Origin of the sequence: Micromonospora sp. NPDC053740 (assembly GCF_040677775.1) — a bacterium.
Lineage (GTDB): Bacteria > Actinomycetota > Actinomycetes > Mycobacteriales > Micromonosporaceae > Micromonospora > Micromonospora alfalfae.
Window position 1 is genome coordinate 324,272 of the sequence record NZ_JBFASO010000001.1, and the last position, 25,249, is coordinate 349,520.

The window sequence follows — 25,249 nt, forward strand, 5'->3', positions numbered from 1 at the left end:
GACGTACGAGCGCCGTGACGAGCGTGATGACTGTGCGGCATCGATATGCCTGTGAGTCATCACGCTCATCCGCACATCCGCACATCCGCACATCCGCTCATCCGCACATCCGCCGCCGATCGCGGCGCCGAGCCGCGTCACCCGGGCCGTCCGCGACCCGGGTGACGCGGTGTCGCTTAGACGAGCCCGCCGAGGGCCGGGTCGCTGATGCTGTCCTTGCCGTTCTCGACGTGACCCGCGCAGCGGTACGCGAAGTCGGCGTCACCGGCGACGTGGACCGTCAGGTCGTACCAGCCGTGGGTGCGGGCGAGCGCCCACGTGACGCGCTCGGTCTCGCCGGGGCGCAGCGACAGTGTGACCGGTCGGGCGTTGTACCCGTCGCGGACGGTCACCTCGACCCGCTTCGACAGGCGGTTGGTGAGCGTGAGGGCGAGCTTGTAGTCGTGCTCGTCGTAGGCGGGGGTGACGTCGAGGTGGGACCGGCCGTCGGCGAATCGGCGGAAGAACCCGTTCGGCCCGTGCACCGACAGGTCGTACCCGGAGGTGACCGGCCAGGTGTCGGTCAGGTGCTTGCCCGGCTCGACCGTGTAGCTGCGCGGGGCGTCCGCGCGGCCCGCCTGGCGGACCTGGAAGACAGCGGCGGCACCGCCGGAGTTGCGGAAGTCGATCCGGAACGAGTCGTCACTGCGGTGCCCGTCGGCGTGCAGGGTGTAGGGGATCGGCCGTGCCGGGCGTACCCCGTGCTCCTGCTTCGGCAGCCGCTGGTCGGCCGGCGGGACCGGCACCTCGTCGGGGTGCCGGACCAGTTCCTCGGGCTTGAAGTCGTCGGTGTCGGGCAGCCTGACCTCGCGTGAGCGGTTCGGGTGCCGGAAGTCGAACGCCGTGGTCAGGTCGCCGACGACGGCCCGCCGCCACGGGGTGATGTTCTGCTCGATCAGGTCCGGCCGGCCGGGCCCGAACCGCGCCTCCAGGAACTTGATCAGTGAGGTGTGGTCGAAGACCTGCGAGTTCACGTAGCCGCCGCGCGTCCACGGCGAGACGATGACCATGGGAACCCGGATGCCGAGGCCGTACGGTCCGGCCGGGTGGTCGGCGTCGCCGGGGAAGATCTCGTTGGTGGTCGGCACTGTCGACTGCCCGTGCTCGCGGGTCTGCGGGGGCGTCGGTGGGACCACGTGGTCGAAGAAGCCGCCCTCCTCGTCGTAGGTGATGAAGAGCGCCATCTTGCTCCACACCTCGGGGTTCGCGGCGAGGATGTCGATGACCTGCGAGATGTACCAGGAGCCGTAGGCGGGCTCCCAGTTCGGGTGCTCGGTGTACGCCTCGGGTGCGGTGATCCAGGAGACCTCCGGCAGGCGTCCCGCCTCGACGTCGGCGCGGAAGTCGGCCAGGAGCGCCTCCGGGTCGCGGCCCTGGGTCCTGACCTCGGTGCCGGTCTTGGCCTTGTCCGCGAGGGGCGTTCCGGGCTGCGCGTTCTGGTACTGGTGGAAGTAGAGCAGCGAGTTGTCGCCGTAGTTGCCGATGTACGGGTCGTTGGTCCAGCCCCAGGAGCCGGCGGCGTTGAGGCCGGTGCCGACGTCCTGGTAGATCTTCCAGGAGATGCCGTTGCGCTCCAGCCGCTCCGGGTAGGTGGACCAGTCGTAGCCGGCCTCGGCGTTGGTGATGACCGGGCCGCCGCCCTTGCCGTCGTTGCCGACCCAGCCGCTCCACATGTGGTAGCGGTTCGGGTCGGTCGGGCCCATCAGCGAGCAGTGGTAGCTGTCGCAGACGGTGAACGCGTCGGCGAGCGCGTAGTGGTACGGCAGGTCCTGGCGGGTGTGGTAGGTCATCGCCGTGACGCCCTTGTTCGGCACCCACTTGTCGAACCGGCCGTCGTTCCAGGCGGCGTGCCCGTCGTTCCAGCCGTGCGGCGGGTCCGGCAGGAAGGTCCGGCCGAGGTCCTTCACCTCGGGGCGGAAGGGCAGCAGCTCGTCGGTCCCGTTGGGCTGGTGCCACACGTCCTTGCCCGACGGCAGTGTCGCCGGATGGGGGTCACCGAATCCGCGTACGCCACGCATGGTGCCGAAGTAGTGGTCGAACGAGCGGTTCTCCTGCATCAGGATGATGACGTGCTCGACGTCTTCGATCGAGCCGGTCCGGTTGTTCGCCGGGATGGCGAGCGCCTTGCTGAGGTCCATCGGAAGCGCCGCGCCGATCGCGGGAACTCCCATCGCCTTCAGGAACGTACGGCGATCCACAGTGCCCATAATTCCGCCTTTGTGCGACCTGGTCGGGAAACTGGCGACCGGACGCTACCGACGACGGGTTGACGGCAGATGACAGTGGTTAGTTGGTTTTGCGACCACTCGTCGACCGGCTCCGGGCCTGGACGAGTAGCCGCTCAGGCCGCGGTGGCGTCGACCCGGGTGAGCCGTCGATGCCGGCTCGGGCTCATGCCGTGGACACGTTTGAAGGCCGCGCTGAACCCGAACGCGTCCGCGTACCCGAGGTGACGTGCCACGGCGGCGACAGTCGCGCTCGATTCGGACAGCATGTCGGCGGCCACCGTCATGCGCCAGTCGGTCAGGTAGGTGAGCGGCGGCTCGCCCACCAACGCGGTGAACCGTTTGGCCAGCGTCGACCGGGAGACTCCGGCCTGCGCGGCCAGGCTGGCCAGGGTCCACTGGCGACCGGGAGCGTCGTGCATGGCGCGCAGCACCGGGCCGACTGTGTCGTCGCTCAGCGCGCGGTACCAGCCGGGGGCCTCGGCCTCCGGTTGGTCGAACCAGTCCCGCACGGTGCACACCAGCAACCAGTCCAGCAGGCGGTCCAGCACCACCTGTCGTCCGTGCCGCCCCGCGTCGAGTTGGGCGTCCAGGTAGTCGCGCAGCGCGGCGCAGTCCTGGTCCTCGGGCACGACGAGCACCGGCGGCAGCGCGCCCAACAACCGCTGGGGCACCCGACCCCGGACGTGGTACACCCCGACCAGCAGCACGAGACTGTCGGTGTGGTCCGCGCCCACCGGCTCGACCGGGCCGGTCTGGCCGCGCCGGACGTCGCGCAGTTCCCCGGGCTCGAAGCTCGACCGGGGCTCGGCGGAGAAGACGAACGGCGCCGGCCCGCGCACTGTGGCCGCCTCGCCGACCCGGACCAGGCGAGGCTTGTCGCTCTCCGGGTGGGAGATCCAGCCCTCGCCCCGCATCGGGACGCAGAGCGTCAGCGGTGCGCCGTCGGTGAACCGCAGCGCCGACGGCGGCGTCAGCACCGACCGGCCGAAGGCCGCGCCGTTAGCGTGCAGACCGCGCAGCAGACTGTCGAACGGGTCCATGCCACCGACGATAGAGCGCGGAGGATGGACCGCGGACGATCGGACATGCCTGACGTACGACAGGACATGTCCCGCCCTCGACCGGGCGCGTTGACTGGTGGTCATGACGACGGACGCATCTTCGACACTCGTGATGGCTGGCACCGGCAAGACCGGTCGTCGGCTGGTCCAGACGCTGCGGGCTGCGGGTCGGTCCGCCCGGGCCGCCTCTCGCTCCGGTGAGGTGCGGTTCGACTGGTCGCGGCGGGACACCTGGCAGCCGGCCCTGGCGGGCGTCTCGGCGGTCTACCTGCTCGCTCCGGAGGACCCGGCGCTGGCCACACACTTCGTGACCCAGGCTGTCGACGCGGGTGTCGGCCGGATCGTGGCGCTCTCCGGCCGGGGGATCGACCGGGTCGCTGACTTCTCCCCCGGCATGCTCGCCGCGGAGGAGGCGGTGCGCGCATCCGGCATCGAGTGGACGATCATCCGGCCGAACAACTTCAGCCAGAACTTCAGCGAGGACCTGTTTCGCCAACCGCTGCTCGACGGTCGGCTGGCCCTGCCGATGGGCGCCACGCCGGAGCCGTTCGTCGACGCCCAGGACGTCGCCGACGTGGCCGCGACGCTGCTGACGTCGCCCGGTCACCACGAACAGGTGTACGACCTGTCTGGTCCTCGTGCGCTCACGTTCGCCGCGGCGGTGGCGACGATCACCCGGGTGACCGGCCGTTCGATGCGCTACGAGGAGCTCACCCCCGAGCAGTACCACGCGGAGCTGCTCGCCGAGGGCTATCCGGCGGAGGCGGCGACGGCGCTGAACGCCCTGTTCACCGGGATGCGGGCTGGTCATCTCGCCGAACCGACCGACGGGGTACGACGAGTTCTCGGACGGGACCCGCTCGACTTCGACACCTACGCCGCTCAGGCCGCGGCGGCCGGCGCCTGGTCGTAGTCCGCCCGGCGGCAGGCAGAAGACGCGGCGTGAGAGCGGGGTAACAGGTGATCTGCCCGCATTCCGCGCGTACCCCGACGTACCGTGAGATCGTGCCGACGAGAGAGACACTCACCAAGGCTGACCTCGCCGAACTTCGCCGCTCGGCGCTCGGGAACGCCGATCCGCTCGGTGTCGCCGCCGACGTAGCGGAGGCCGCCGAGCAGGGCCGGCTGGAGGACCCGGACGACGCCGGGGACGCGTTCACGCTGGCCGCCGAGATCGCCGAGATCCGGGCCAGGCCCGAGGCCGCGCTGCGCTACGCGGAGCAGGCGCTGGCGGCGTACCCGTCCGGTGATGACCCTCGGGCCGGGTTCGCCCGCGCGCTGCGGGCCCGCGCGCTGTTCCGGGCCGGCGGCCGCGACGACGAGGCGCTGGCGGAGTTGACGGCGTTGCGCCCGTTGCTGCTCGTGCAGCCCGACGCCCCCGCCTACGTCAGTGCCGCGCTGGATGCCGGTGGGCGTTCGGCGACCGCCGAGACGTGGCTGAGCGAGGCGGTCAACACTGTGCTCGAAGGTGCGATTGCCGCGGCCGGGCCGGCCAGCACCGCTGTCGACCCGGTGGTCGAGCTCGGTCCGCCGGACGCGCCGGGTGTCGCCTTCTTCCTGCTGCAACAACGGCATCGGGTACGCCGCAATCTGAACCTGCCGCACGACCGGCAGGACGACCTGGCGGACCGGCTGGAGACCCAGCTCGTGCGTCGGGCCGGGGAGCGTCGGGACGCCGAGTCGGATCTGCTCTTCTGGCCGCGGGCCGAATTCGATCGCCTGCTCGCCGAGCACCCTGCCCTCACCCAGGTGTACGGGCCGGACTGGGACGCGCACCGGGGCCGGCTGGAGACGGAGTTGGTTCGGCTGAGGGAAGCAGGCCAGGCCGGGTTGGGCGTGTTCGGCGCGACAGTGGCCGGGTTGACCGCGTTCGCCGGTCGACGTGGCGGCGATCCGGCCGACGCGGCGGTCCGGGCCGGCTACGCGGCCGAGGTGTCGGCGCGGCCCAGCGCACGGATCGCCTGGCCGCCGGAGCGCAACGACGCCTGCTGGTGCGGTTCGGGCCTCAAGTACAAGAAGGACTGCCTGCCGCGTTCCCGGAGCTGACCTCGGCGGACACCACGCTGCGGCGGCCGACCTGGCCGGAGTAGTGTCCCCTGACGGCTTGATGTTGGTAGCCGTTAGGAGAGCCCCCGTGCTGGTCATCGCGCATCTCAGTGACACCCACCTCGACAGCCATCCCCGGTCGGCCGAGCGGACCGCCCGGGTCATGGACTACCTGCACGGCCTGCCACGGCCTGTCGACGCGATCCTGATCACCGGGGACATCGCCGACCACGGCGAGGTGGCCGAGTACGAGACCGCCGCGAAGCTCTTCGACTCTCCGTTGCCGGTGATGCTCTGCCCCGGCAACCACGATGTGCGTGACGCGTACCGCAAGGGTCTGCTCGGTGACGACGGCGGCGGCACCGGCCCGATCAACGCCCGCCACGACGTGGCCGGGGCGGTCTTCCTCCTCGCCGACTCGTCGGTGCCCGGTGCGGACGACGGTCACCTGGACGAGGAGACGATGGCCTGGCTCGCCGACGAGCTGGGTTCGGTGCCGGCCGGGACGCCGACGTTCGTCGCCCTGCATCACCCGCCGGTGGTGCTGCACCACCCGGTCATCGACCCGATGCGGCTGCTGCCGGCCGACCCCCTGGCCGAGCTCGTCGCCGCCCACCCGCAGGTCGTCGCCGTGCTGACGGGGCATTTCCACACCGCCGCCGCGAGCACCTTCGCGGGCCGTCCACTGCGGATCGCCCCGGGTGTGGTCTCCACACTGCGGATGCCCTGGGAGGGCGAGGGCCCGTTGGCCACCCAGACCCAACCGCCCGGCGTCGCGTTCCACGTGTACGACGACGCCGGGCTGTTCACCACCCACTACCGGGTGGTGGTCTGAGCATGCACGGGGTCGCGGTGCTCGGTTTCCTGCTCGCCGTCGCGCCGATCACCGCCACGCCGGGCGCGAGCCTGACCCTGGTCATCTCGCGGGTGGCCGCCGGCGGGCGGCGGCAGGGCTGGTGGGTGATCCTGGGTACGGTGACCGGGCTCTACGCGCACGCCACGCTGGCCGCCGTCGGCCTGGCCGCGCTGGTGCTCCGCTCGTCGCAGGCGTTCTGGGTGGTCAAGCTGGTCGGGGCCGGTTATCTGGTCGGGCTCGGGCTCTGGATGCTCTGGTCCGCGTCGCGCCGCGCGGGAGCGGAACGGCGACCGGCGGTTCCCGCCCGAAGGCTGCCCTGGCGAGTGGACCACCCGTACCTGCAAGGGTTGCTCGGCAACGTGCTGAACCCCAAGGCCGCCGCCATCTACCTCACGTTGGCACCGCAGTTCCTCGAACCGGGCCGACCGGTGCTGGTGCCGATGGTGCTGCTCGCCACGGCGCACGCCGCGCTGCACACCTGTTGGCTCGCCGGCTGGACCGTCGTCTCCGGTGCCGCCGCCCGGTTGCTCCGCACCGCATCGGTGCGACGAATGCTCGATCGACTGACCGGCGTGATCCTGGTCGGCCTCGGCGTACGTGCGGCGGCGACCTGAGTCCGCACTGCGGTGCGACAGGTGAGTGATCGACGGGGATGACACGCCCGCGTGGTACCGATAGCGTCCCGGTGTGGACGATCAACGTCCAGGCTGATGTCACCGGAGGAGACGCCGATGTTCGAGGAGTTCATGGGCATCCCGGCCCACCCTCTGCTGCTGCACGCCGCTGTCGTGTTCGTGCCGCTGCTGGCTCTGCTGACTGTCGGTTACGCGTTCGTACCGCCGATCCGGCCGCACACCCGGTGGGTGCTGGGGTTGCTGGCAGTGGGTGCGCCGGTCGCCGCCCTGCTGACGAAGCTCTCCGGCGACGCCTTCCTTGAGCGGATGCGCGCCGCCAAGCGGGTCACCCCCGAGTTCCTGCCGAAGCTGGAGGCGCACCAGGAGTTCGGTGACATCACGCTCTACGCCAGCATCGGGTTGGGGGTGGTGGCCCTGGCACTGGTCCGGCTCGTTCCGCCGCGTCCCGCCGCGGGTGCGCGCCCCCGACTGCTGACCCCGGCGTTGCAGGTGTTGTCGCTGGTGGCCGCGGCCGTCACCGTGTATTACGTGTTCCGTACGGGCGACTCCGGGGCGAAGGCGGTCTGGGAGGGCCAGTGACGGTCCGGCACCTGGTGGTGCGACCCGGCCGGAGCCGGGTCGCACCACTGTGTCGACGGTCAGCCGGCGTGGTACGCCCGGATGATGGTCTGCTCGATTCCGCTACCACCCTTGGCGGCGGCCTTCACCCGCAACGACACGGGTTGCCCGGCGGCGGCCGTCGGCAGCGCGACCCGGTAGCCGTCGTCGCTGCCGGTGACCCGGGCCGACTTCCAGGTGGCCCCGTCGTCCGTCGAGGTCCAGACCTGGAACGACGTCACCTTCTGCGCCTTGATGCCGCGCATCTGCCGGACGGCCAGTTCCGCCGTTCCGCCGGTGGCGTGGTTGTTGGTGTCCATCGGCAGCGCGTAGTCCACAGCGAGCAGCGGCAGCGGCACGCTGCCGGTGCCGTCCGGCCCGGCCGACCGGAACGTCCACGACGTGTTGACCTTGGTGGAGATCGGCAGGATCAGGCTCGTGTCGACGTCGAGGGTCAGCCGGTAGTCGGCCACCTGCTGTGGCACTGTGAAGTCGGCGAGCGGGCGGTCCCGCTCCTCGACCAGTTTCCCGTTGCGGTACAAGGACAGCTTGCGGTTCACGCCGATCGAGGCGCCCTGGAGGCAGTCGGCCCGCTGGTGCTGGTCGGTCAGCGACACCAGGTCGATGTGCAGGTTGCCCCGGGTCCGTGACGGCGCGGTGGCGCAGCTGTGGTCGACGCCGGCCGGGTCGTCGTACCAGCCGGAGTGCAACGGCTGCCGGGCCCAGACCTTGGTCTGCCGACTGCCCGGCTGGTAGGTGCGGGGGGCCTCCTGAGCGGACAGGCCGCCGTAGACACCCTCGTCGGCCCAGCGGTAGCCAGCCGAGAGGTAGTCGGTGCGGTACGGCGGCAGGTTCCCCTCATGGGTCTGCGTCACCGGCGCCCCGTCCGCGGTGAAGCCGCTGCGGATCAGTTGGGTGACCATCCCCTCCGAGTCCACCTGGTGGAAGCGCTCCTCGATCCGGGCGAGCTTGGCCTGCTCGGCCCTGTTCACCCGGAAGGCGGGGTCGGCCGGCACGCCGCCCGCGTACTCGTGCACAAGGTTGTAGCGGTACGGGTTGGTGGTGCCGGCCGGCGAGTCCAGGTTGACCGCCGCCCAGGTGCGCCGGGAGCCGACGGTGGGCTTGGGCAGCGCTGTGGTGCGGACCGTCGTCCTGGCCCCGTACCCGCTGATCTGGTGCCACCAGGACAGGCCGTTCGGTGCGGTCTGCACGTTGGTGAGGTCGGTGCGGGTGGGCGTGGTGGGCACCCCGTCGACAGTCGCCGTCACCGGCTTGGCCCGCGCCGGGTCGAGCGTCACGCTCCGGGCGCCGCGCACGTCCAGGTCGGCCTCGGCGGCGAGGGTCGTCTCCAGCACGTCGCTGTCGACGTAGTAGGCGACGGAGGAGCCGAGGACCGCGTACCGGCCCGCCGGCACCCGCAGCGTGAAGGTGTCTCCGGGCGTACCGCCCGCGCCGTCGTAGTAGATCACCGGGTCGGTGAGGTTGGTGACCATCAGGTTGATCCAGCTCTCCGCGCCGTCCTTCAGGCCCGGCATTGGCTTCGTCTGGATCGTCAGGTCGTAGCTGGGCTGCTCGACGTAGAAGCTCACCGGGGTCGTCGCGACCAGCTTGCGGCCGGAACGAGCGGTGACGGTGGCCAGGTAGAAGCCCGGCCGGGCGGCCAGCGCCGCGCGGTTGACCCGCAGCGTCGCCGAGGCGGTGGTGCCGTGCTTGAGCGTCAGCCGGCTCGCCGAGAGCGACGCCGCGCCGCGCGGCACCGGCTGGCCGTCGTGGTTGACGATCGACACGTCGAGGTCGAGAACGGTCGTCGACTCACCGGTCCAGCTCAGCTTCGTCTCGCTGGTCCCGGACTGCGGGTGGGCGAAGGTGCCGAGGTTGACCACCGGCTGGTCGCTGGTGGGGCCACCGAGGGCCCGGGCCGCGTTGAGCCGGCCGGCGCCGACGGCGTACGGGTCGATGCCGGTGAGCGGGTCGCCGGCGCCGACGAGGGCGGCCTTGAGTCGCTCACCGGTCCAGTCCGGGTGGCGCTCGACGAGCAGCGCGGCGGCGCCGGCCACGTGCGGGCTCGCCATCGAGGTGCCACTGATCGCCTCGTAGTACCTGTCGATCGGGTCCTGGAGGTTGGTGCCGGCGGCCCGGGCGGCGACGATGTCGACACCGGGCGCGACCAGTTCCGGCTTGGCCACGTTGCTGGTGACCAGCGGCCCGCGGCTGGAGAAGTCGGCGAGCTTGTCGTCGCGGTCGACAGCGCCGACGGTCAGCGCGCTGGCCGCCGAGCCCGGTGAGGAGATGGCGCCGCCGCTGTTGCCGGCGGCGATGACGAAGAGCGCGCCGGTGGACGTGCTCAGAGCGTCGACGGCGAGCGACAGCGGGTCGCTGCCGTCGTCCGGGTCGCTGCCGCCGAGGCTCATGTTGATGACGTCGGCCCGGGTGGCGGCCCACTCCATCGCGGCGATGATGCCGGAGTCGTCGCCGTAGCCGTGGTCGTCGAGAACCTTGCCGATCACCAGCTTGGCGTCCGGCGCCACGCCGCGACGCTGGCCGTGGGCGGCCGCGCCGGTGCCGGCGATGGTCGACGCGACGTGCGTACCGTGGCCGTTGTGGTCGACGGCGTCACCGCCCTCGACGGTGAAGTCGGCCCGCTCGGCGACCCGGCCGACCAGGTCCGGGTGGGTGAAGTCAGCGCCGGTGTCGAGCACCGCGACCCGGACGCCCTTGCCGGTGTAGCCGGCCTTCCAGGCGTCCGGCGCGGCGATCTGGCCCAGGTTGCGGTCCAGGCCGGCCGGGCGTCCGCCGTCGGTCAGGGCGGTGGCCCGGACCTTGCGGTCGAGCCAGACCTTCTTCGCGCCGACGAGCAGCGAGTTGGTCGCGAGCTTCGCCGTGGCCGGGCTCTTCTTGGGTACGCGGCCGGCGACCGCACCGATGCTGGGCAGCGACAGCACGTCACCGAGCGCGGCCACCCGGGCGGACGCGGTGGCGGGTTGCACGATGAGCGGCAGCTCGGTGGAGTTGTCGTCGTCGTAGCCGTCGGCGATCAGCGTGGTGACGTCGAACAGGTCGGGGTCCAGAACCCTGCCGATCTGGGACGCGACGCGGGCGGGGATGACGTGCAGGTGACCGTCGGGGCCGCAGCTCTGGTGGATCACCGCGTTGTCTTCCGCCGGTTGAATTGTGGCCTGTGGGCAGCCCGATCCGGTGTCCCGTACGGTCACCACGTCCCCGGTCAGCAGGGTGACGGTGTGCGTCTTCGGATCGGCAGTGGCTGCGGGTGCGCCGGTCTGACCGATGTCGCTGGGTCCGGCCGTGGCAGCGCCGCCCGGTAGGGCGGTCAGCGTCGTGGCCGTGACGGCGACGGCCAACAGCCATCGCGTTTTCCTGAGCATGTCGCTCCTCGTCTAATGTGGACGAAAGCGCCTCTTCGGGCGGCTTCCCGCAAGATCATATGCAGGAATACGTGATCTTCGAGGCCCTTGATGAGGAGTTTTCACCCGCGTAACAGTGGGAGCACCCGCCGGCCGAGCAGGTCGATGCCGCCGTGCGGCGTCAACCCGTGCGGGGTGCCGAACTCCACCCGACTCGCCCCGGCGTCGAACACCGCCGCGGCCTGCCCCGCGACGTGCTCGGGCGTGCCGGAGAAGGCGAACAGATCAAGCAGGTCGTCGCCGATCAGCGCACCGGCGAGGTCGTCCTCCCGGCGGCCGACGTGCTGCTGGATCCGGGCCAGCAACTCCGGGTCCACCTCGATCGTCGGGTCGAGCGCGGCGACCACCGCCAGGTACATGGCCACCTCCCGGCGCGCCACCCGACGTGCCATCGCACCGTCCTCGTCGACGACTGTGACAGCGCCGAGCACGACACCAGTGCCGTTCCGGCCCGCGACCGCCGCGTCGTCCAGCCAGGCGCGCATCATCCGGGCCATCGCCGGGTTGGCCGACCCGCCGACCTTGACCTCACTGGCGAAGCCGGCCGCTGCCCGGGCGGTCTGCCGCCCCCAGGTGCCGACGAGGACCGGCACGTCGGCACGGGCCGGCGTGTACCGCAGCGACGTGCCCGGCGCGACTGTGAACTCCAGACCCTGGAAACCGCTGTCGTCGCCGGCGAGCAGCAGCCGTACGACGGCGACCGTCTCGACGATGCGCCGGATCGGACGGACCTGCGGCACACCGATCTCGTTGAGCCAGGTGCCCCGGGCAAGGCCCAGGTAGGCCCGACCCCGCGAGGCCAGGTCCAGTGCGGCCACCTGACCGGCGACCTCCACCGGGTGCATGGTGAACGGGTTGAGGCACGCCGCGCCCAGGCGGATCCGCCGGGTGTGCCGGGCCGCCACCAACAGCGGGAAGATCGGCGGTTGGTACATCAGGTCACCGAAGACCGACAACACGTCGAAGCCGTGCCGCTCGGTCAGTTCGGCCAGTTCCGCGTACTCGTCGGCGGACTTGTCGGACTGTAGGCCGATGCCGACCAGCCCAGCGCTCACGTCAACTCCTCGGTGGGGATGCGCTGAAGGCCGGTCCGTTCGATGCGCATGATGAGCCGCTCGTCCGGGTCCGGACAGGCGACGTGGCTGTCCCGGGCCATCCAGTCGCCCTCGGCCAGCGCCCGCTGCTTCGCCGGCAGCAACGGCAGGCACGCCGCCAGGGCGTACAGGCAGAAGTGCCCCCCGGCCGGTATGGTGAGCCGGTTGGAGCCGGTCAGGTCGATGTGGTCGCCCGGTTTCAGACCGCACACCGAGCGGCCCTCGATCCGCTCCACCACGACCCGCAGGTCGTACAGATCGGTGGTGGGTTCCTCGGCGCTCATCGCACGGCCTCCGCGTGGTGGTGCACGATGCGCCAGGAGCCATCCTCGCGGCGCAGCACGTCGGTCACCCGGAAACACTCGTCCGGGCGGGCATCGGCGAAGCGGGCCCGCAGCACGTAGCGGACCAGACCCGTGTCGCCCCAGGCATCGGCGCGCAGGTGCTCCGGCGCCACCGAGATCGGCGCCGACCCCGTCGCCCGGGTCGCCCGCCGGTCGCGCAGGTCGTCGAGCGCGGGCAGGCCGGACAGCAGGCCGTCGGCGTCAGACTCCCAGAACGTCAGGTCGGGGTGCAGGTGCGCGTCGAAGGCGGGCCGGTCGCCGAGGGACCGGTACAGGTCGGTGATGGTGGTGCGGAGCTCATCGCTCATCGGCTGTCACTTCCGATCGGGTACGGCGGTGCCGGGGGGCAGGGCAGGTCGGCCAGACGGGCGCGCAGCGGATCCAGTCCCATGGGTCCGAGCGCCAACGCGGTGTGGTGGAAGCGTTTCCGGTCGAAGGCGGCGCCCTCGCGGCGCTCGGCGTCCCGGCGGGCCTGCTGCCACAGCCGTGCGCCGACCTTGAAGGCCAGGGCCTGCGCCGGCCAGCCGAGATACCTGTCGACCTCGAAGCGGGCAGTCTCGGCGTCCAGGCCGACGACGCGGGTGAGGACGTCCACCGCGAGCGCTGGCGTCCAGCGGCGCTCCTCGGTGAACCCGTTGCCGGCCGGGATCGGCAGCCCGAGGTGCAGACCCAGGTCGATGACCACCCGGGCGGCCCGCCACAGCTGACCGTCGAGCATGCCGAGCCGCTCGGCCGGGCCGGCGTACAGGCCGATCTCGTCGGCGAGGCGCTCGGCGTAGTGCGCCCACCCCTCGGCGTACCCGTGCACCTGGCACAGGGTGCGCTGCCACGGATGCAGGGCGGCGGTGGTGAGGGTGACGGCGTGCTGGAGGTGGTGGCCGGGCAGCCCTTCGTGGCAGAGCGTGCCGACGTGCCGCCACACCGGCACCGTCGACTCGCCGGTGGGCACCGACCACCAGATCGCGCCGGGACGCGTAAACGCCGGATCGGGCGGCGTGTAGTACATGACCCCGGACGTGGCGGGGCTGATCCGGCACAGCACCTGGCGGGTGGCGGACGGAATGTCGAAGTGGCTCCCGTCGAGCGCGTCGGTCAGCTGCTCGGTGCGCTGGCGCAGCCACTCCTCCAGGGCGGGCCCGGCCGTCACCCGACCGGCCGGGTCGGCGTCCAGGGCCGCCCGCGCGGCAGTCACCCGCGAGTGGCCCAGCTCGACCGCGACGGTCCGCAGCTCGGCGGCGGTGCGGTCCAACTCCGCCCAGCCGTACTCGTACACCTCGTTCAGGTCGACTGTCGCGCCGAGGAAACTGCGGGCGGTGACCCGGTACAGGTCACCGCCGACACCGTCCACGGTGGACGAGGAGGGTGCCAGCTCGGTGCGGAGGAACGCGGCGAAACCGGCGGTGGCGGCGCTCGCCAGCCGCGCGCCCCGGTGCAGCCGAGCGGCGAGCGGGCCGCCGGGACAGCCGTCGACCAACCGCCCGTAGAAGTCGGCGGTGGTCCAGGAGGTGCACTGGTCGGCGACCACCAGCACCTGGCGGCGGGCGACCAGTTGTCCTTGCTGTGCCGACCGGCGCAGCGTTGCGGCGTACCGGTCCAGGGCGTCGGGCACCTGGTGCAGGTGGTCGGCCACCACCGCCCAGTCGTCCTCGGTGTGCCGGGGCAGATTGTCGAAGAGCTGCCGGAGCAGGTGCACCGGCGTGGCCAGCGGGGCGAGCAGTCGGGTGGTGAACCCCACGTCGTACAGGTCGACCTCACTGGCCAGCCGGTCGCGCAGGGCATCGGCCAGGGACCGCTCGCCGGGGTCGTGCGTGGTCGCCGCCGCCGCGGCCGTCGCGGTGCGCCGGGCCAGCTCCGCACGGGCGTCGAAGCCGTCCGGCGAGAGGTCCGGGACATGCGATCGAGGGGTACGCCCCACCGCCTCGGCCGCCTGCGGGTCCAGCTCGGCGAGCGCGTCGAGGTACCCGTCGGCGACCTGCGTGATGCTGCTCATCGCGGCACGCCGAGCCGGCCGTGGTCGTCGCGGTACGCCACCCCGCCCTTCATCACCGCGTGCAGGGTGCGCAACGCGGAGACCGAGCGGGTCGGGTCGTCGCGCAGCACCAGCAGGTCGGCATGCTTGCCGGCCTCGACGGCGCCGAGGGTGTCGGCACGTTCCAGCCACTGCGCGGGGCGGGTGGTGGCGGCCTTGAGCGCGTCGGCGACGGGCATCCCCGCGTCCACCATGAACTCCAGCTCGCGGATGGTCGCCGTGGTCTCGTCGTAGCCGGCGTGCGGGGGCATGTCGCTGCCCAGCGCGATCGGCACGCCGTTGCGGATGGCGTACTGAAGGCTCTCCCAGTGCCGGGGCCCGGCCGCGAGGGCCCGGTCCATCAGCCAGCCGGGCACCCCGGAATCGCGGAAGAACTGCTCGCAGCGGCTCACCACTATCGTCGGCACGTACCAGACACCCCGCTCGGCCATCAGTCGGGTGACGTCGTCGGTCAGCTCGTACCCGTGCTCGACGCAGTCGAGGCCCAGCTCGACGGCGCGGCGGACCGAGTCGGCCGGGCCGGCGTGCGCGGTGACCTTGCGCCCCCAGTCGTGCGCGACGCGGATGACAGCGGCCATCTCGTCGTCGAGCAACTGCGGGGTGTCGATCGCCTCGTGCTGGCCCGCGATCCCGCCGGAGATGCAGACCTTGATCAGGTCGGCGCCGGCGCGGAGCTGTTCGCGGGTGGCCCGCCGGAACCCGTCCGCGCCGTCGGCCTCCAGGGCGTCGGCGTCCCAGCCGTGCCCACCGGTGCAGCAGAGCGCGTGCCCGGCGGTGAAGATGCGCGGGCCGTCGACAGCGCCGGCCTCGATCCCCCTGCGCAGGGCGAAGTCCGCGTACCGGCTCTCCCCGACGAGGCGGGCGGTGGTGACACCGGAGTGCAGGGTGCGCCGGGCCGAGTCGGCCATCAGCAGCACCAACTCGGCCAGGTTGGAGCTGTGCACAGTGTCGGCGAGGTGGCCGGGCAACCCCAACGAGAGGTGGACGTGCATGTTTGTCAGACCCGGCATGACGTGCTCGCCGCCCAGGTCGACCACCGGGGCGGCACCGGCCTCGGCGAGGACGTCGTCGACCTGACCGACGGCACGGATCATCCCATCGGCGTCGATCCAGATGCCGCGATCCGGCTGGAGGGCGTCCTGGACACCGTCGTAGAGGGCGAGGTTGACCAGGACCTGTTCGGTGGGCATGCGCATGGGTGTCCTCAGAGTGAGCGCGCGACGGTCGGGGCCGTTGCGGAGTCGGTGAGCCAGCAGGCGACGCTGCGGTCACCCAGGTCGACTGTGGGGGGCTGCTCCCCGCAGGGGGCGAACGCGTGCGGGCAGCGTGGCCGGAAACGGCACCCGGTGGGCGCGTTGGCCGGGTCGGGCACCTCCCCGGCGAGGATGGCGGGCAGGCGCGGGGTGGGCCCGATCTGCGGCACCGCGTCGATCAACGCCCGGGTGTACGGGTGTCGGGGCTCGCGCCACAGCTCGCGGGTGGGTGCGGCCTCGACGATCCGGCCCAGATACATCACGGCTGTCACGTCGGCGATCTCGTGCACCAACGCCAGGTCGTGGGAGATGAAGAGCATGCCCATGTCCAGGTCGCGGACCAGCCCGACGAGCAGGTTGACCACCTGCGCCTGGGACGAGGCGTCCAGCGCGGTGACCGGCTCGTCCGCGATGATCATCCGGGGTTCCGGGGCGAGCGCGCGGGCAATCGCCAGACGCTGCCGCTGACCGCCGGAGAACTGGTGCGGATACCGCTGGGCGGCGCTGGTCGGCATGGCCACCCGTTCGAGCAGCTCATGTACCCGGGCCCGGCGGGCCGACCCGGTGACCGCGGCCGGCACGCCGTCGAGGAGTTGCGAGCCGATGGTGCGCCGGGGGTTCAGCGAGGCGTACGGGTTCTGGAAGACCATCTGGAGGCCGACCTCGGCACCGGATCGGGGCCGCCAGCCCAGCGGGGTGACCGGTCGGCCGGCGTACTCGACGGTGCCGGCGCTCGGTGCGCTGAGCCCGACCGCGACGCGGGCCAGTGTGGATTTGCCGCACCCGGACTCACCGACCAGCCCGACGATCTGGCCGGGCGACACCTCCAGGCTGACCCCGGCGACGGCCCGTACCCGCCCACGTCCTCGGGAGCGGTACTCGACCTCGACGTCGGTGAAGGACAGTCGGGCGGGGGTGTTCACGCGGCCACCTCCAGGTGCGGACGGACCACGCAGGCCACCGACCGGTCGACGCCGGCGGGGGTGAGCGGGGGCGGGGCCTCGCCGCAGGACGGTTCGGCGTACCCGCATCGGGGTTGGAACGGGCAGCCCGGCGGCGCCTCGCCGGGTGCCGGCGGCGCGCCCGGGATGGGCCGCAACGTCCCGCCGGTCTGGGTGCCGTGCGGTCGGGCGCCGAGCAACGCGGCCGTGTACGGGTGGGTGGGGGCGGTGAGCAGGCTGCCCGTCGGGCCGGTCTCGACGACCCGCCCGGCGTAGAAGATGTAGCCACGGGTGGTCAGGGCGCTGAGCACCCCGAGGTCGTGGGTGATGAACGCGACGGCCAGCCCGGTCTCGGCGCGCAGCCGTTCCAGCAGGGCGAGGATTCCGGCCTGCACTGTGACGTCGAGGGCGGTCGTCGGCTCGTCGGCGATCAGCAGTCGGGGCCGGGCGGCCAGCGCGATGGCGATGGCGACCCGCTGCCGCATCCCGCCGGAGAACTGGTGCGGGTACGCCCGCAGCGCCCGCTCCGGGTCCGGGATGCGGACCTGGTCGAGCAGTTCCACAGCGCGGCGGCCGGCAGCGCGCCGGTCCATCCGCAGGTGCACCCGCATGTGTTCGGTCAGTTGCCGCCCAACGGTGAGCATCGGGTGCAGGGCCGCGCTGGGGTCCTGGAAGACCATGGCGATGCCGGCGCCACGGACCCGCTGCCAGCCCCGGGCGTCCAGGCCCAGCAGTTCGGTGCCGGCGTACCGGGCCGAGCCGGTGACCGCCGCCCCCGGGGGCAGCAGCCCGAGCAGGGTCTGCGCGGTGAGGCTCTTGCCGCAGCCACTCTCCCCCGCGATGCCGACCAGTTCACCTTCGTCGACTGTCAACGACACGTCGTGCAGGATCGGCAGCGGGCCACGCGGTGAGGGCAGGGTGACGGCCAGGGAGTCGACGTCGAGTAGCGGTGCCACCTCAGCGTCCCTTCGTGTAGCGGGGGTCGAGCCGGTCGCGCAGCGCGTCGCCGAGCACGTTGAACGCCATCACCACGGTGAGGATGGCGAGGCCGGGAAAGACGCTGACCCACCACATCGACAGGTCCTGCGCGCCGAGGGCCACCATCGAGCCCCACTCGGCGGCCGGCGGGCGGGGGCCCAGGCCGAGAAACGACAGGGCGGCGAGAAGCAGCACAGCGTTGCCCAGCTCCAGGGTGGCCAGCACTATCGCCGGGCCGATGCTGTTGGGCAGCACGTCGCGGCGCAACGCCCGGATCGGCCCGACGCCGAGCAGGCGGGCGGCGTTGAGGTAGTCGTCGCCGCGCATGCTCAGCACCGCGCTGCGGATCACCCGGGCGTAGACCGGCCAGGACACGATGACCAGGGCCAGCACGGCGTTGCGGGTGTTCGGGCCGAACGCCGCAGTCACCGCCATGGCCAGGATGATCTGCGGGAACGCGAACACCAGGTCGGTCAGGCGCATCAGCGCCTCGTCGACGAACCGGCCGACGTACCCGGCGACCAGCCCGAGCAGCCCGCCGACCAGCAGGGCCAGCGAGACGATGGCCAGGGCCAGCGGGATGGACAGGCGGGCGCCGTGGACGACCCGGCTGAAGATGTCGCGCCCGAGCGAGTCGGTGCCGAACCAGTGCGCCCCGGAGGGCGACGCGTACGTGTCAGGGCTCTGCGCCAGCGGGTCGTACGGTGCGAGAACGTCGGCGAGCAACGCCAGCAGCAACCATCCACCGAGGATCGTCAACGCCACCACTGTGATCGGCTGACGCCAGACCGGTCGGCTGGTCGAGCCACCGCGCAGTCGGCCGAGCCAGCGGCGTCGGCCCAGGGCCCGCTCCGCCTTCGGGTCTGCAAGTGTCGTCATGACAACCGGATCCTCGGATCGATGAGCCCGTACAGCAGGTCGACGGTCAGGTTGACCAGCGTGTAGACCAGTGCCACGAAGAGGCTGACGCCGAGGATCGCGGGCAGGTCCAGCGCCGTGGCGCTGCGGTACGCGTACTGGCCGACGCCGGGCCAGCCGAAGATGCTCTCGACAAGCACCGTCCCGGAGAGCAGCGAGGCGAACGCCAGGCCGGAGACGGTGACCACCGGGACGAGGCCGGCGCGCAGCAGGTGCCGGCGCAGCACCACCCGGGTCGGCAGACCCTTGGCGTACGCGGCCCGGATGTAGTCCTGCTGGAGCACCTCGAGCATCGCCGAGCGGACGAAGCGGACCAGCATCGCCACCGTCAGCGAGGTCAGCACCAGCACCGGCAGGGACAGGTGCTGGGCGGCGTCCCAGGCGACGTCCCACTGCCCGGCGAGCGCCCCGTCGACCGTGTACATGCCGGTGACGGTGGGTGGCGGGCTGAAGTCCGTGGAGAGTCGCCCGCCGCTGGGGGCCAGGCCGAGCTGGTAGAAGAAGACGTAGAGCACGACCAGGGACAGCCAGAACGGTGGGGTGGAGAGCCCGAGCAGGGCGCCGACCCGGACCAGTTGGTCGGTGAGCCGGCCGTTGCGGACCGCCGCGAGCATGCCGACCCCCGTGCCGATGAGCAGCGCCAGCACCATGCTCGGCAGGGCCAGTTCCAGGGTCGCCGGCACGTAGTGCAGCAGGTCGTCCAGGACGGCCCGCCCGGTCTGCTGGGAGTGACCCAGGTCGCCGTGCAGCAGGTTGCCCAGGTAGTGCAGGTACTGGGCCCAGAGCGGTTGGTCCAGGCCCCACTTCTCGCGGAACGCGGCCACCGCGGCGGGGTCGTTGAGCGCCTGGTCGGAGAGGTTGGCGGTGACCGGGTCACCGGGGACCACGTTGACCAGACCGAACGTCACCACCGTGACGCCGAGCAGCAGGCCGGCGGTGACCGCCACCCGTTTGGCCAGGAAGGTCAGCAGCGGGTGGGCCCCCCGGGGCCGGGACGCGGTCGTGGCGACCGCGCCCGGCTCACCGTCGTTGACTGTCGTCATGTCGTCGGGACTACTTGCGGCCGACCGCTGCGACGTCCACCTGCCAACCGGCGGCGGTGTAGTCCGCCCCGGTCAGGTCCGTGGTCGCCACGACGATGGAGGAGTTGCTGGCCAGCACGAGGTACGGCGAGGACGCGTTCATCAGCCGCTGCCACTCCTGCATGGCGGTGGCCCGACCGGCCAGGTCGAGGGTCGCGGTGACCTTCCTGCCGGCGGCCACCACAGCCGGGTCGGCCCGCTCGACCGTCCAGCCGGAGCGCAACGCTGTCGCCTGGCCCGGTGCCATGTTGTTGATCAGTGAGTCGGCGACCGGGTAGTTCAGGCTCTGCGGGGTGAATCCGAGAGGCGACTTCCCGCCGCGCATCTCGTCGAGGAACGTGGTCAGCGGCTGCGGGTTGAGCTCCAGCTTGATGCCGGCCTCGGCGGCGTCGCCCTGCACCTTGGTGGCCACCGTGCCGAGGTCCACGCCCTTGTAGGTGATGGCCGGGTAGGTGAACTTCACCGTCGGGTTGGTCAGGCCGGCCTCGGTGAGCAGCGCCTTGGCCCTGGCCACGTCCCGCTTGGACTCCTCGCCGGCCGGCAGCGCGCCCGGGAAGGCGGGTGCGACCAGCCCGGCGCCGGGGGCTGCGCCCTTGCCGTACAGGGCGGCGATTCCCTGGTAGTCGATGGCGGCGCGCAGGGCCTGGTTGAACTTCGGGTTCGAGGTGACCGCCGAGACGCCCGGGTCGGCGTTGAGGAACAGGAAGTAGACGGTGTCCTGCACGCCGGAGGTCTGCAGGCTGCCGGGCAGTCCGTCGAGGAGCTTGCCGGAGATGTCCAGGGAGATCTCGGCTGCCTCGGCACGCTGCATGGTCAGCTTCTGGGTCTGCACGTCCATGTTGCGCAGCACCACCCGGGAGAACTGCGGCTTCGTGCCCCAGTACTTCGGGTTGGCCTCCAACACCACCTGCGACGAGGGGTCGTAGGACTTCAGCACGTACGGGCCGCTGCCGACGGAGTTGGTGTCCAGGTACTGCTGCGCGGTGTCGCCCTGGGCGGCGTCGGCGCCGTCGCGAGCGCCGTGCTCCTTGGCGACAGTGGAGTTGAGCACCGCTGTCGACGGCATCGACAGCACCACCGGGATGTTCGGGTCCGGGGTGGCCGAGGCGACCACGACGGTGCTGTCGTCGGTCTTGGTCACGGTCAGGCCGCTGACGGTGACAGCAGGGCTGCCCTTGATGTTCTTCAGCCGGTTGAGCGAGAAGACGACGTCGTCGGCGGTGAGCGGGCTGCCGTCGGCGAACGTCACGCCCTGCCGGAGCTTGAAGGTGAACGTCTTGGCGTCCGGCGACGCCTGGTACGACTCGGCCAGCGCGGGGACCGGCTTACTCACGTCCGAACCCTTGAAGGTGAGCAGGGTGTCGTAGAGGGCGTGCACGGCGGTCAGACCGGTTGCCTCGTAGACCCGGCCGGGGTCGAGGGTCTTGAGCACGAACGAGGTGTTCACGGTGAGGGTCTTGGCCGTACCGTTCGCGTTTCCACCACTGCCGCCGGCGCTACAGGCGCTGACGGAGAGGACGGCCAGCGTCGCCAGAGCGGACGCTCCGGCGAGGAGCCGGCGGGGAGACACCGACATGCTGTTCCTACCTTCGTATCGCGCGGCCCGTCGTGCGGGATCCGCGGGGCGTGCGACGCCCGGCGGGCGACACCACGCGTCGGCCGGGCCGATGGGAGGACGGGCGTCGCGGGCTTCTCGGGGGCGTCGTCTCGGGGTTGGATGTAGACCGGGCGGAGACGTCCGGTTCGCGCCTCGGTGCGGCTTGTTCGCTTGAAATGAACATTGCCGCCTAATGTTTAGTGATCCTAAACAGGGCCGTATAGTTTGGTCAATCAAGATTCAGCCACACTGAATTTGGAACGAGGACCCATGCTCGGTGACCGCCTCCGCGACCTGCGTCAGCAGCACTCCCTCACGCTGCGTCAGCTCGCCACAGCCGCCGACGTGTCCCCCGCCCTGCTCAGCCAGATCGAGAACGGCGCCACCGACCCCAGCCTCTCCACACTGCGGAAGCTCGCCCAGGTCTTCGACACCTCGATCGCGGAGCTGTTCTCCGAACCGGAAGCGCCACCCGTGCACGTCAGCCGCGTCGGCGCCCGGACCAGGCTGGCCGCGCCACCCGGCCAGATCACCTACGAACGACTCACCCCCGGCCGCGGCGACCTGGAAGTGCTCCAGGCCCACCTCGCACCCGGCGACGCCAGCTCAGCCGAACCGTGGGCGCACCCGTCGACCGAATGCGCGATCGTCATCACCGGTGAGGTCGTCGCCGAGATCGGCGGTGAGTCGTACACCCTCACCGCCGGTGAATCGGTCACCTTCGACTCGCGCCTGGCGCACCTCTACCGCAACGCCAGCGACCAGCGCTCCCACCTGATCATCGCGGTGACGCCACCGACTCCCTGACCGACCACAGTGGACAACCGATGGGATCGACGGGACGCCCCGGCGGACCTAGCATGGCGACGAATGGATCTTCGAGATTGGCCAGTGCCTACCCGGCAACCAGCCCAACCGAAGGGAGACGCGCATGCGTCGACCCCGTCATCTGGCACTCCTGAGCGTCGGCGTGTCCGGCGCCCTGGTCCTCAGCGCAACCCCACCCGCGGCTGCGGCTCCGCCCACGCCCACCACGCCCACCGGCATCGTGGTCAGCGACGGCATGACCCAACCGGTGTTCTCGCTCGCCGACGCGATCGAGGAGCGGGTGTTCGTCCAGACCCCGGTGGACACCGACCACGACGGTCGACCCGACCGGGTGGCGATCGACATCTCCCGCCCCCGGGAGACCGCCACGCAGGGCTTCAAGGTGCCCGTCATCTTCGAGCACAGCCCGTACCGCAAGGGCACCTGGGGTGACGTGCCGTACCCGAGCGTGCTGGTCGACGACCTGCCACAGAACGGCCTGACCGACCGCAACGGGCGTCGCGCCCTCGACGCCGGCGCACAACGGGCCCAGGCGAAAGCCAACCTGCCCGGCTCGCTGGACGACTACTACGTGCCCCGCGGGTACGCGGTGGTGCTCGGCCAGAGCGTCGGCACCGGCGACTCGGACGGCTGCCCGACCAGCGGAGACCAGGCCGAGACGCTCGGCACCAAGGCGGTCATCGACTGGCTCAACGGCCGGGCGAAGGCGTACGACGTGAACGGCGCCCCGGTCACCGCCGGCTGGACCACCGGCGCGGTCGGCATGACCGGTGTCTCCTACAACGGGACGCTGCCCAACCAGGTGGCCACCACGGGCGTCAAGGGGCTCAAGACCATCGTGCCGGTCTCCGCGATCAGCAGCTGGTACGACTACTACCGGGCCAACGGCCTCGTCGTCGCGCCCGGCACCTTCCAGGGCGAGGACCTCGACATCCTGGCCCAGTACACCGCCGGGCAGGCACGCGCCGAGGGGCAGTGCGCCGACGAGCTCGCCGAGATCACCGCGAAGCAGGACCGGGTCACCGGCGACTACTCGAAGTTCTGGCAGGACCGCGACTACCTCGACGCCCGCGACGTCAAGGCCAGCGTCTTCGTCGTGCACGGCCTCAACGACTGGAACGTGAAGACCGAGCACTTCGCCGGCTGGTGGGACCAACTCGCCAAGCGCGACGTCCCCCGCAAGATCTGGCTGCACCAGGGCGGCCACGGTGGCCCCGGCAGCAGCGCGTCGGTGACCCTGCCCAGCGGTCAGACGTGGACGTACAAGCAGACCGAGAACCGCTGGTTCGACTTCTGGCTGTGGAACGTCCGCAACGGCATCATGGACGAGCCGACCGCGGTGCTCCAGCGCGAGGACCGCGCCTACACCACGTACGCCAACTGGCCCGACCCGGCGGCACGGGAGGTCGGCCTGCGCTTCGCGGCCACCGACACCACGGCACCCGGCGCGCTCACCACCGGCAAGCCGCCGAAGGCCAAGATCGAGCAGAGCTTCGTCGACGAGGGCCGGACCATCCACCCGGACACCCTGGTGTCCAATCCGGACACCGCGAGCGCCAACCGACTCGCCTACCGCTCCCCCGAGCTGACGCAGAGCGTACGCATCTCCGGGCGTCCGGAGATGCGGCTGCGGATGGCTGTCGACAACAAGCCGGACGCGAACCTCACCGCGTACCTTGTCGACTACGGCCCTGCCGGGTCGACCGCCGCCCCGACCGTGGTGACGCGAGGGTGGATGGATCCGCAGAACCGCAAGAGCGCCGCGCGCACCGAGCCGATCAAGCAGGGCAAAATGTACGACTACCGGTGGACCATGGAGCCGAAGGACTACATCTTCCCGGCGGGACACCGGATCGGCGTTGTCGTCTTCTCCAGCGACCAGGAGTACACACTCCTGCCGTTGGGCGGCACCGAGCTGCGGGTCGCACCGAACGACAGCGAACTGCGACTGCCGGTGGTCGGCGGACGGACCGTACTCGGGTTCTGATCTCGTCAGTGCGCTCCCGGGTGGGGCAGTCCGACGCGTTCGGGCTGCCCCACCCGCACGTCGGAACCGCTCCGGCCGCGCCGTGCGAGCTTGCCGGCGCCCTGCCCACCCGCACGTCGGGACCACCCCCGCCCGCGCCGCCCCGCGAGTGCCGCCTCGCCGGTGCTGCCCCCGCGCGTGGCTGCCCCCCGCGCGTGCTGCCCTGCCCGGTCGAGGCGATCATGGAGTTGTGGTGCCCGGTTTGGCCACGACTGAGCATCTTGTCACCCACCACAACTCCTTGATCGACGCTGGCCCGGCGTTGACGAACAGCCGCTCTCCTTGCGCGACGGCGTTCAGGCCGGGGATCGAGCGAGCTTGCCGGTGCCCTGCCCCAAGTCCGCAAGGTCGTGCTCGATCCTTGATCTAGTGGTCTCGTGGCACGAGGAAGGCCCTGTTTCCTGGATCAAGCACGATCTTGCGCCGGGTTCGCACTCCGCTGAGCTGGGCCAGGCCGCACCAAACGACGCGGCAACCTCAACCAGGGCCCACCGCACCACCCGCAACCTCGACAAGGCCCGGCCACAGGACGCGGAAACCCCGACCAGACGCGACCGGACCACTCGGCCAACCTCAACCAGGCCCGACGCGCCGCTCAACCTCAACCAGCCCTACCGCCCCACACGGCAACCCGATCAGGGTCGACCTCACGACGCGCCGACCTGCTGGTCAGTCCCGGTCCGGGGACAACGTGCACGCGGGCATGATCCACTCGGGTTTCGTGATGTCGGGGCATCCCGGGCAGCGGGACACCGCGACTTCCAGGAACCCGAGTGGATCATCCCTGCGCTGACCACCGTGTCGGGTTCGACAGGGGTGGTGGGGTGGATGGTTTGTCGGGTTCGGGGTGAATGTCGGGTGGTCGGGGCCACCCCGGCGGCGGAATCGTGGGCCGGGCCGGGTCGTTATACCTGGCAGACCACCGCAACAGCCCGGGTCGTGGTCCGCGACCCCGCCGGCAACCGCAGCCAGGAACTCCCTGCCGGGAACACCCCGCAGGCCGGCCCAGTTACACCCCCCGCACGGCCGAGCACCACAGCGGCCGGGCATGACAGTCGCCGGGAACACCCGCCAGGCCGCCCCGGTTACATCCCCCGCACGGCCGAGCACCACAACGGCCGACCCCCCGGGCAGGAATGACCTGCCACCGCGAACGGTTACACCCTGTCCCGACGCCGACCCCCTCGTTGCGGGTCGCCGGGCAAGAACTTTCCCCGCACCACCACACCCCCCGAGGTGGTGCGGGCACACCCCCGACGCAGAGGAGCACGCCAT

At 71.4% G+C, this 25,249-nt stretch carries 20 protein-coding genes; 7 read left to right on the forward strand and 13 right to left on the reverse strand.

Annotated features, from left to right (window positions below):
* Window positions 1-176 precede the first annotated feature (176 nt).
* Both AB0K35_RS01435 and AB0K35_RS01440 read right to left on the reverse strand, forming a co-directional pair.
* A complete protein-coding gene (locus AB0K35_RS01435; RefSeq protein WP_363882879.1) occupies window positions 177-2,246 on the reverse strand; it encodes a phosphocholine-specific phospholipase C in 2,070 nt (689 codons plus the stop codon).
* Window positions 2,247-2,380: 134 nt separating this feature from the next.
* Window positions 2,381-3,307 (reverse strand): AraC family transcriptional regulator, encoded by a 927-nt coding sequence (locus tag AB0K35_RS01440; protein WP_238669526.1) that lies wholly within the window; start codon window positions 3,305-3,307, stop codon window positions 2,381-2,383.
* Between the two features lie 103 nt (window positions 3,308-3,410).
* On the opposite strand from AB0K35_RS01440, the gene AB0K35_RS01445 reads away from it, so the two are divergent.
* The 5 genes from AB0K35_RS01445 (at window position 3,411) to AB0K35_RS01465 (ending at window position 7,444) form a co-directional block, all read left to right on the forward strand.
* Window positions 3,411-4,241, forward strand: a complete 831-nt coding sequence (locus AB0K35_RS01445) for an NAD(P)H-binding protein (RefSeq protein ID WP_363882882.1) — start codon at window positions 3,411-3,413, stop codon at window positions 4,239-4,241.
* A gap of 92 nt (window positions 4,242-4,333) precedes the next feature.
* Window positions 4,334-5,374 (forward strand): SEC-C domain-containing protein, encoded by a 1,041-nt coding sequence (locus tag AB0K35_RS01450; protein WP_238669528.1) that lies wholly within the window; start codon window positions 4,334-4,336, stop codon window positions 5,372-5,374.
* Window positions 5,375-5,462: 88 nt separating this feature from the next.
* Window positions 5,463-6,209, forward strand: a complete 747-nt coding sequence (locus AB0K35_RS01455; protein ID WP_363882885.1) for a metallophosphoesterase — start codon at window positions 5,463-5,465, stop codon at window positions 6,207-6,209.
* 2 nt (window positions 6,210-6,211) lie between these two features.
* Window positions 6,212-6,844 (forward strand): LysE family translocator, encoded by a 633-nt coding sequence (locus AB0K35_RS01460; protein ID WP_363882888.1) that lies wholly within the window; start codon window positions 6,212-6,214, stop codon window positions 6,842-6,844.
* Between the two features lie 117 nt (window positions 6,845-6,961).
* Entirely contained in the window at window positions 6,962-7,444 is a 483-nt protein-coding gene (locus AB0K35_RS01465; RefSeq protein ID WP_238669531.1) for a DUF2231 domain-containing protein, read from the forward strand.
* 59 nt (window positions 7,445-7,503) lie between these two features.
* Here the strand turns inward: AB0K35_RS01465 and AB0K35_RS01470 are convergent, their stop codons facing one another.
* The 11 genes from AB0K35_RS01470 to AB0K35_RS01520 all read right to left on the reverse strand — a co-directional run bounded on the left by AB0K35_RS01470 (window position 7,504) and on the right by AB0K35_RS01520 (window position 21,099).
* Complete coding sequence (locus tag AB0K35_RS01470) at window positions 7,504-10,845, reverse strand: S8 family peptidase (RefSeq protein ID WP_363882891.1); 3,342 nt, start codon at window positions 10,843-10,845, stop codon at window positions 7,504-7,506.
* Between the two features lie 101 nt (window positions 10,846-10,946).
* The gene (locus AB0K35_RS01475; protein ID WP_238669533.1) at window positions 10,947-11,939 is read right to left on the reverse strand and encodes an LLM class flavin-dependent oxidoreductase; all 993 of its coding nucleotides are present in this window, start codon (window positions 11,937-11,939) and stop codon (window positions 10,947-10,949) included.
* On the reverse strand, window positions 11,936-12,262 hold the full coding sequence (locus AB0K35_RS01480; RefSeq protein ID WP_357268774.1) for a TIGR04076 family protein: 327 nt from the start codon (window positions 12,260-12,262) through the stop codon (window positions 11,936-11,938). Before AB0K35_RS01480 ends, AB0K35_RS01475 begins: the two co-directional genes overlap by 4 nt.
* Window positions 12,259-12,630 (reverse strand): nuclear transport factor 2 family protein, encoded by a 372-nt coding sequence (locus AB0K35_RS01485; RefSeq protein WP_238669535.1) that lies wholly within the window; start codon window positions 12,628-12,630, stop codon window positions 12,259-12,261. Before AB0K35_RS01485 ends, AB0K35_RS01480 begins: the two co-directional genes overlap by 4 nt.
* Window positions 12,627-14,312: a DUF885 domain-containing protein gene (locus tag AB0K35_RS01490; protein WP_363882896.1), complete on the reverse strand. Its 1,686-nt coding sequence runs from the start codon at window positions 14,310-14,312 to the stop codon at window positions 12,627-12,629. The genes AB0K35_RS01485 and AB0K35_RS01490 overlap by 4 nt, the downstream gene beginning before the upstream one ends.
* Window positions 14,309-15,541 carry an amidohydrolase family protein gene (locus AB0K35_RS01495; protein ID WP_363882898.1) on the reverse strand — a complete coding sequence of 411 codons (1,233 nt, stop codon included), beginning with the start codon at window positions 15,539-15,541 and terminating at the stop codon, window positions 14,309-14,311. Before AB0K35_RS01495 ends, AB0K35_RS01490 begins: the two co-directional genes overlap by 4 nt.
* Before the next feature lie 14 nt (window positions 15,542-15,555).
* Window positions 15,556-16,527 carry an ABC transporter ATP-binding protein gene (locus AB0K35_RS01500; RefSeq protein WP_357359928.1) on the reverse strand — a complete coding sequence of 324 codons (972 nt, stop codon included), beginning with the start codon at window positions 16,525-16,527 and terminating at the stop codon, window positions 15,556-15,558.
* Window positions 16,524-17,501 carry an ABC transporter ATP-binding protein gene (locus AB0K35_RS01505; RefSeq protein WP_363882900.1) on the reverse strand — a complete coding sequence of 326 codons (978 nt, stop codon included), beginning with the start codon at window positions 17,499-17,501 and terminating at the stop codon, window positions 16,524-16,526. Before AB0K35_RS01505 ends, AB0K35_RS01500 begins: the two co-directional genes overlap by 4 nt.
* A 1-nt stretch (window position 17,502) precedes the next feature.
* Window positions 17,503-18,402, reverse strand: a complete 900-nt coding sequence (locus tag AB0K35_RS01510) for an ABC transporter permease (protein ID WP_238669540.1) — start codon at window positions 18,400-18,402, stop codon at window positions 17,503-17,505.
* Window positions 18,399-19,484, reverse strand: a complete 1,086-nt coding sequence (locus tag AB0K35_RS01515) for an ABC transporter permease (RefSeq protein ID WP_238669541.1) — start codon at window positions 19,482-19,484, stop codon at window positions 18,399-18,401. Before AB0K35_RS01515 ends, AB0K35_RS01510 begins: the two co-directional genes overlap by 4 nt.
* A gap of 10 nt (window positions 19,485-19,494) precedes the next feature.
* Window positions 19,495-21,099, reverse strand: a complete 1,605-nt coding sequence (locus AB0K35_RS01520) for an ABC transporter substrate-binding protein (RefSeq protein WP_238669542.1) — start codon at window positions 21,097-21,099, stop codon at window positions 19,495-19,497.
* 291 nt (window positions 21,100-21,390) lie between these two features.
* Between AB0K35_RS01520 and AB0K35_RS01525 the strand changes: the two genes are divergently transcribed.
* Both AB0K35_RS01525 and AB0K35_RS01530 read left to right on the forward strand, forming a co-directional pair.
* Entirely contained in the window at window positions 21,391-21,927 is a 537-nt protein-coding gene (locus AB0K35_RS01525) for a helix-turn-helix domain-containing protein (protein ID WP_238669543.1), read from the forward strand.
* Between the two features lie 124 nt (window positions 21,928-22,051).
* Window positions 22,052-23,935, forward strand: a complete 1,884-nt coding sequence (locus AB0K35_RS01530) for a Xaa-Pro dipeptidyl-peptidase (protein WP_363882906.1) — start codon at window positions 22,052-22,054, stop codon at window positions 23,933-23,935.
* Window positions 23,936-25,249 lie beyond the last annotated feature (1,314 nt).

Excerpts from the sequence above, each read along its gene's own strand:
- AB0K35_RS01440 (WP_238669526.1), bottom strand. The coding sequence starts at position 3,307 with ATGGACCCGTTCGACAGTCTGCTGCGCGGTCTGCACGCTAACGGCGCG.
- AB0K35_RS01515 (WP_238669541.1), bottom strand. The coding sequence starts at position 19,484 with ATGACGACAGTCAACGACGGTGAGCCGGGCGCGGTCGCCACGACCGCG.
- AB0K35_RS01460 (WP_363882888.1), top strand. The coding sequence starts at position 6,212 with ATGCACGGGGTCGCGGTGCTCGGTTTCCTGCTCGCCGTCGCGCCGATC.
- AB0K35_RS01465 (WP_238669531.1), top strand. The coding sequence starts at position 6,962 with ATGTTCGAGGAGTTCATGGGCATCCCGGCCCACCCTCTGCTGCTGCAC.
- AB0K35_RS01485 (WP_238669535.1), bottom strand. The coding sequence starts at position 12,630 with ATGAGCGATGAGCTCCGCACCACCATCACCGACCTGTACCGGTCCCTC.
- AB0K35_RS01490 (WP_363882896.1), bottom strand. The coding sequence starts at position 14,312 with ATGAGCAGCATCACGCAGGTCGCCGACGGGTACCTCGACGCGCTCGCC.
- AB0K35_RS01445 (WP_363882882.1), top strand. The coding sequence starts at position 3,411 with ATGACGACGGACGCATCTTCGACACTCGTGATGGCTGGCACCGGCAAG.
- AB0K35_RS01525 (WP_238669543.1), top strand. The coding sequence starts at position 21,391 with ATGCTCGGTGACCGCCTCCGCGACCTGCGTCAGCAGCACTCCCTCACG.
- AB0K35_RS01530 (WP_363882906.1), top strand. The coding sequence starts at position 22,052 with ATGCGTCGACCCCGTCATCTGGCACTCCTGAGCGTCGGCGTGTCCGGC.
- AB0K35_RS01480 (WP_357268774.1), bottom strand. The coding sequence starts at position 12,262 with ATGAGCGCCGAGGAACCCACCACCGATCTGTACGACCTGCGGGTCGTG.
- AB0K35_RS01520 (WP_238669542.1), bottom strand. The coding sequence starts at position 21,099 with ATGTCGGTGTCTCCCCGCCGGCTCCTCGCCGGAGCGTCCGCTCTGGCG.
- AB0K35_RS01510 (WP_238669540.1), bottom strand. The coding sequence starts at position 18,402 with ATGACGACACTTGCAGACCCGAAGGCGGAGCGGGCCCTGGGCCGACGC.
- AB0K35_RS01435 (WP_363882879.1), bottom strand. The coding sequence starts at position 2,246 with ATGGGCACTGTGGATCGCCGTACGTTCCTGAAGGCGATGGGAGTTCCC.
- AB0K35_RS01495 (WP_363882898.1), bottom strand. The coding sequence starts at position 15,541 with ATGCCCACCGAACAGGTCCTGGTCAACCTCGCCCTCTACGACGGTGTC.
- AB0K35_RS01470 (WP_363882891.1), bottom strand. The coding sequence starts at position 10,845 with ATGCTCAGGAAAACGCGATGGCTGTTGGCCGTCGCCGTCACGGCCACG.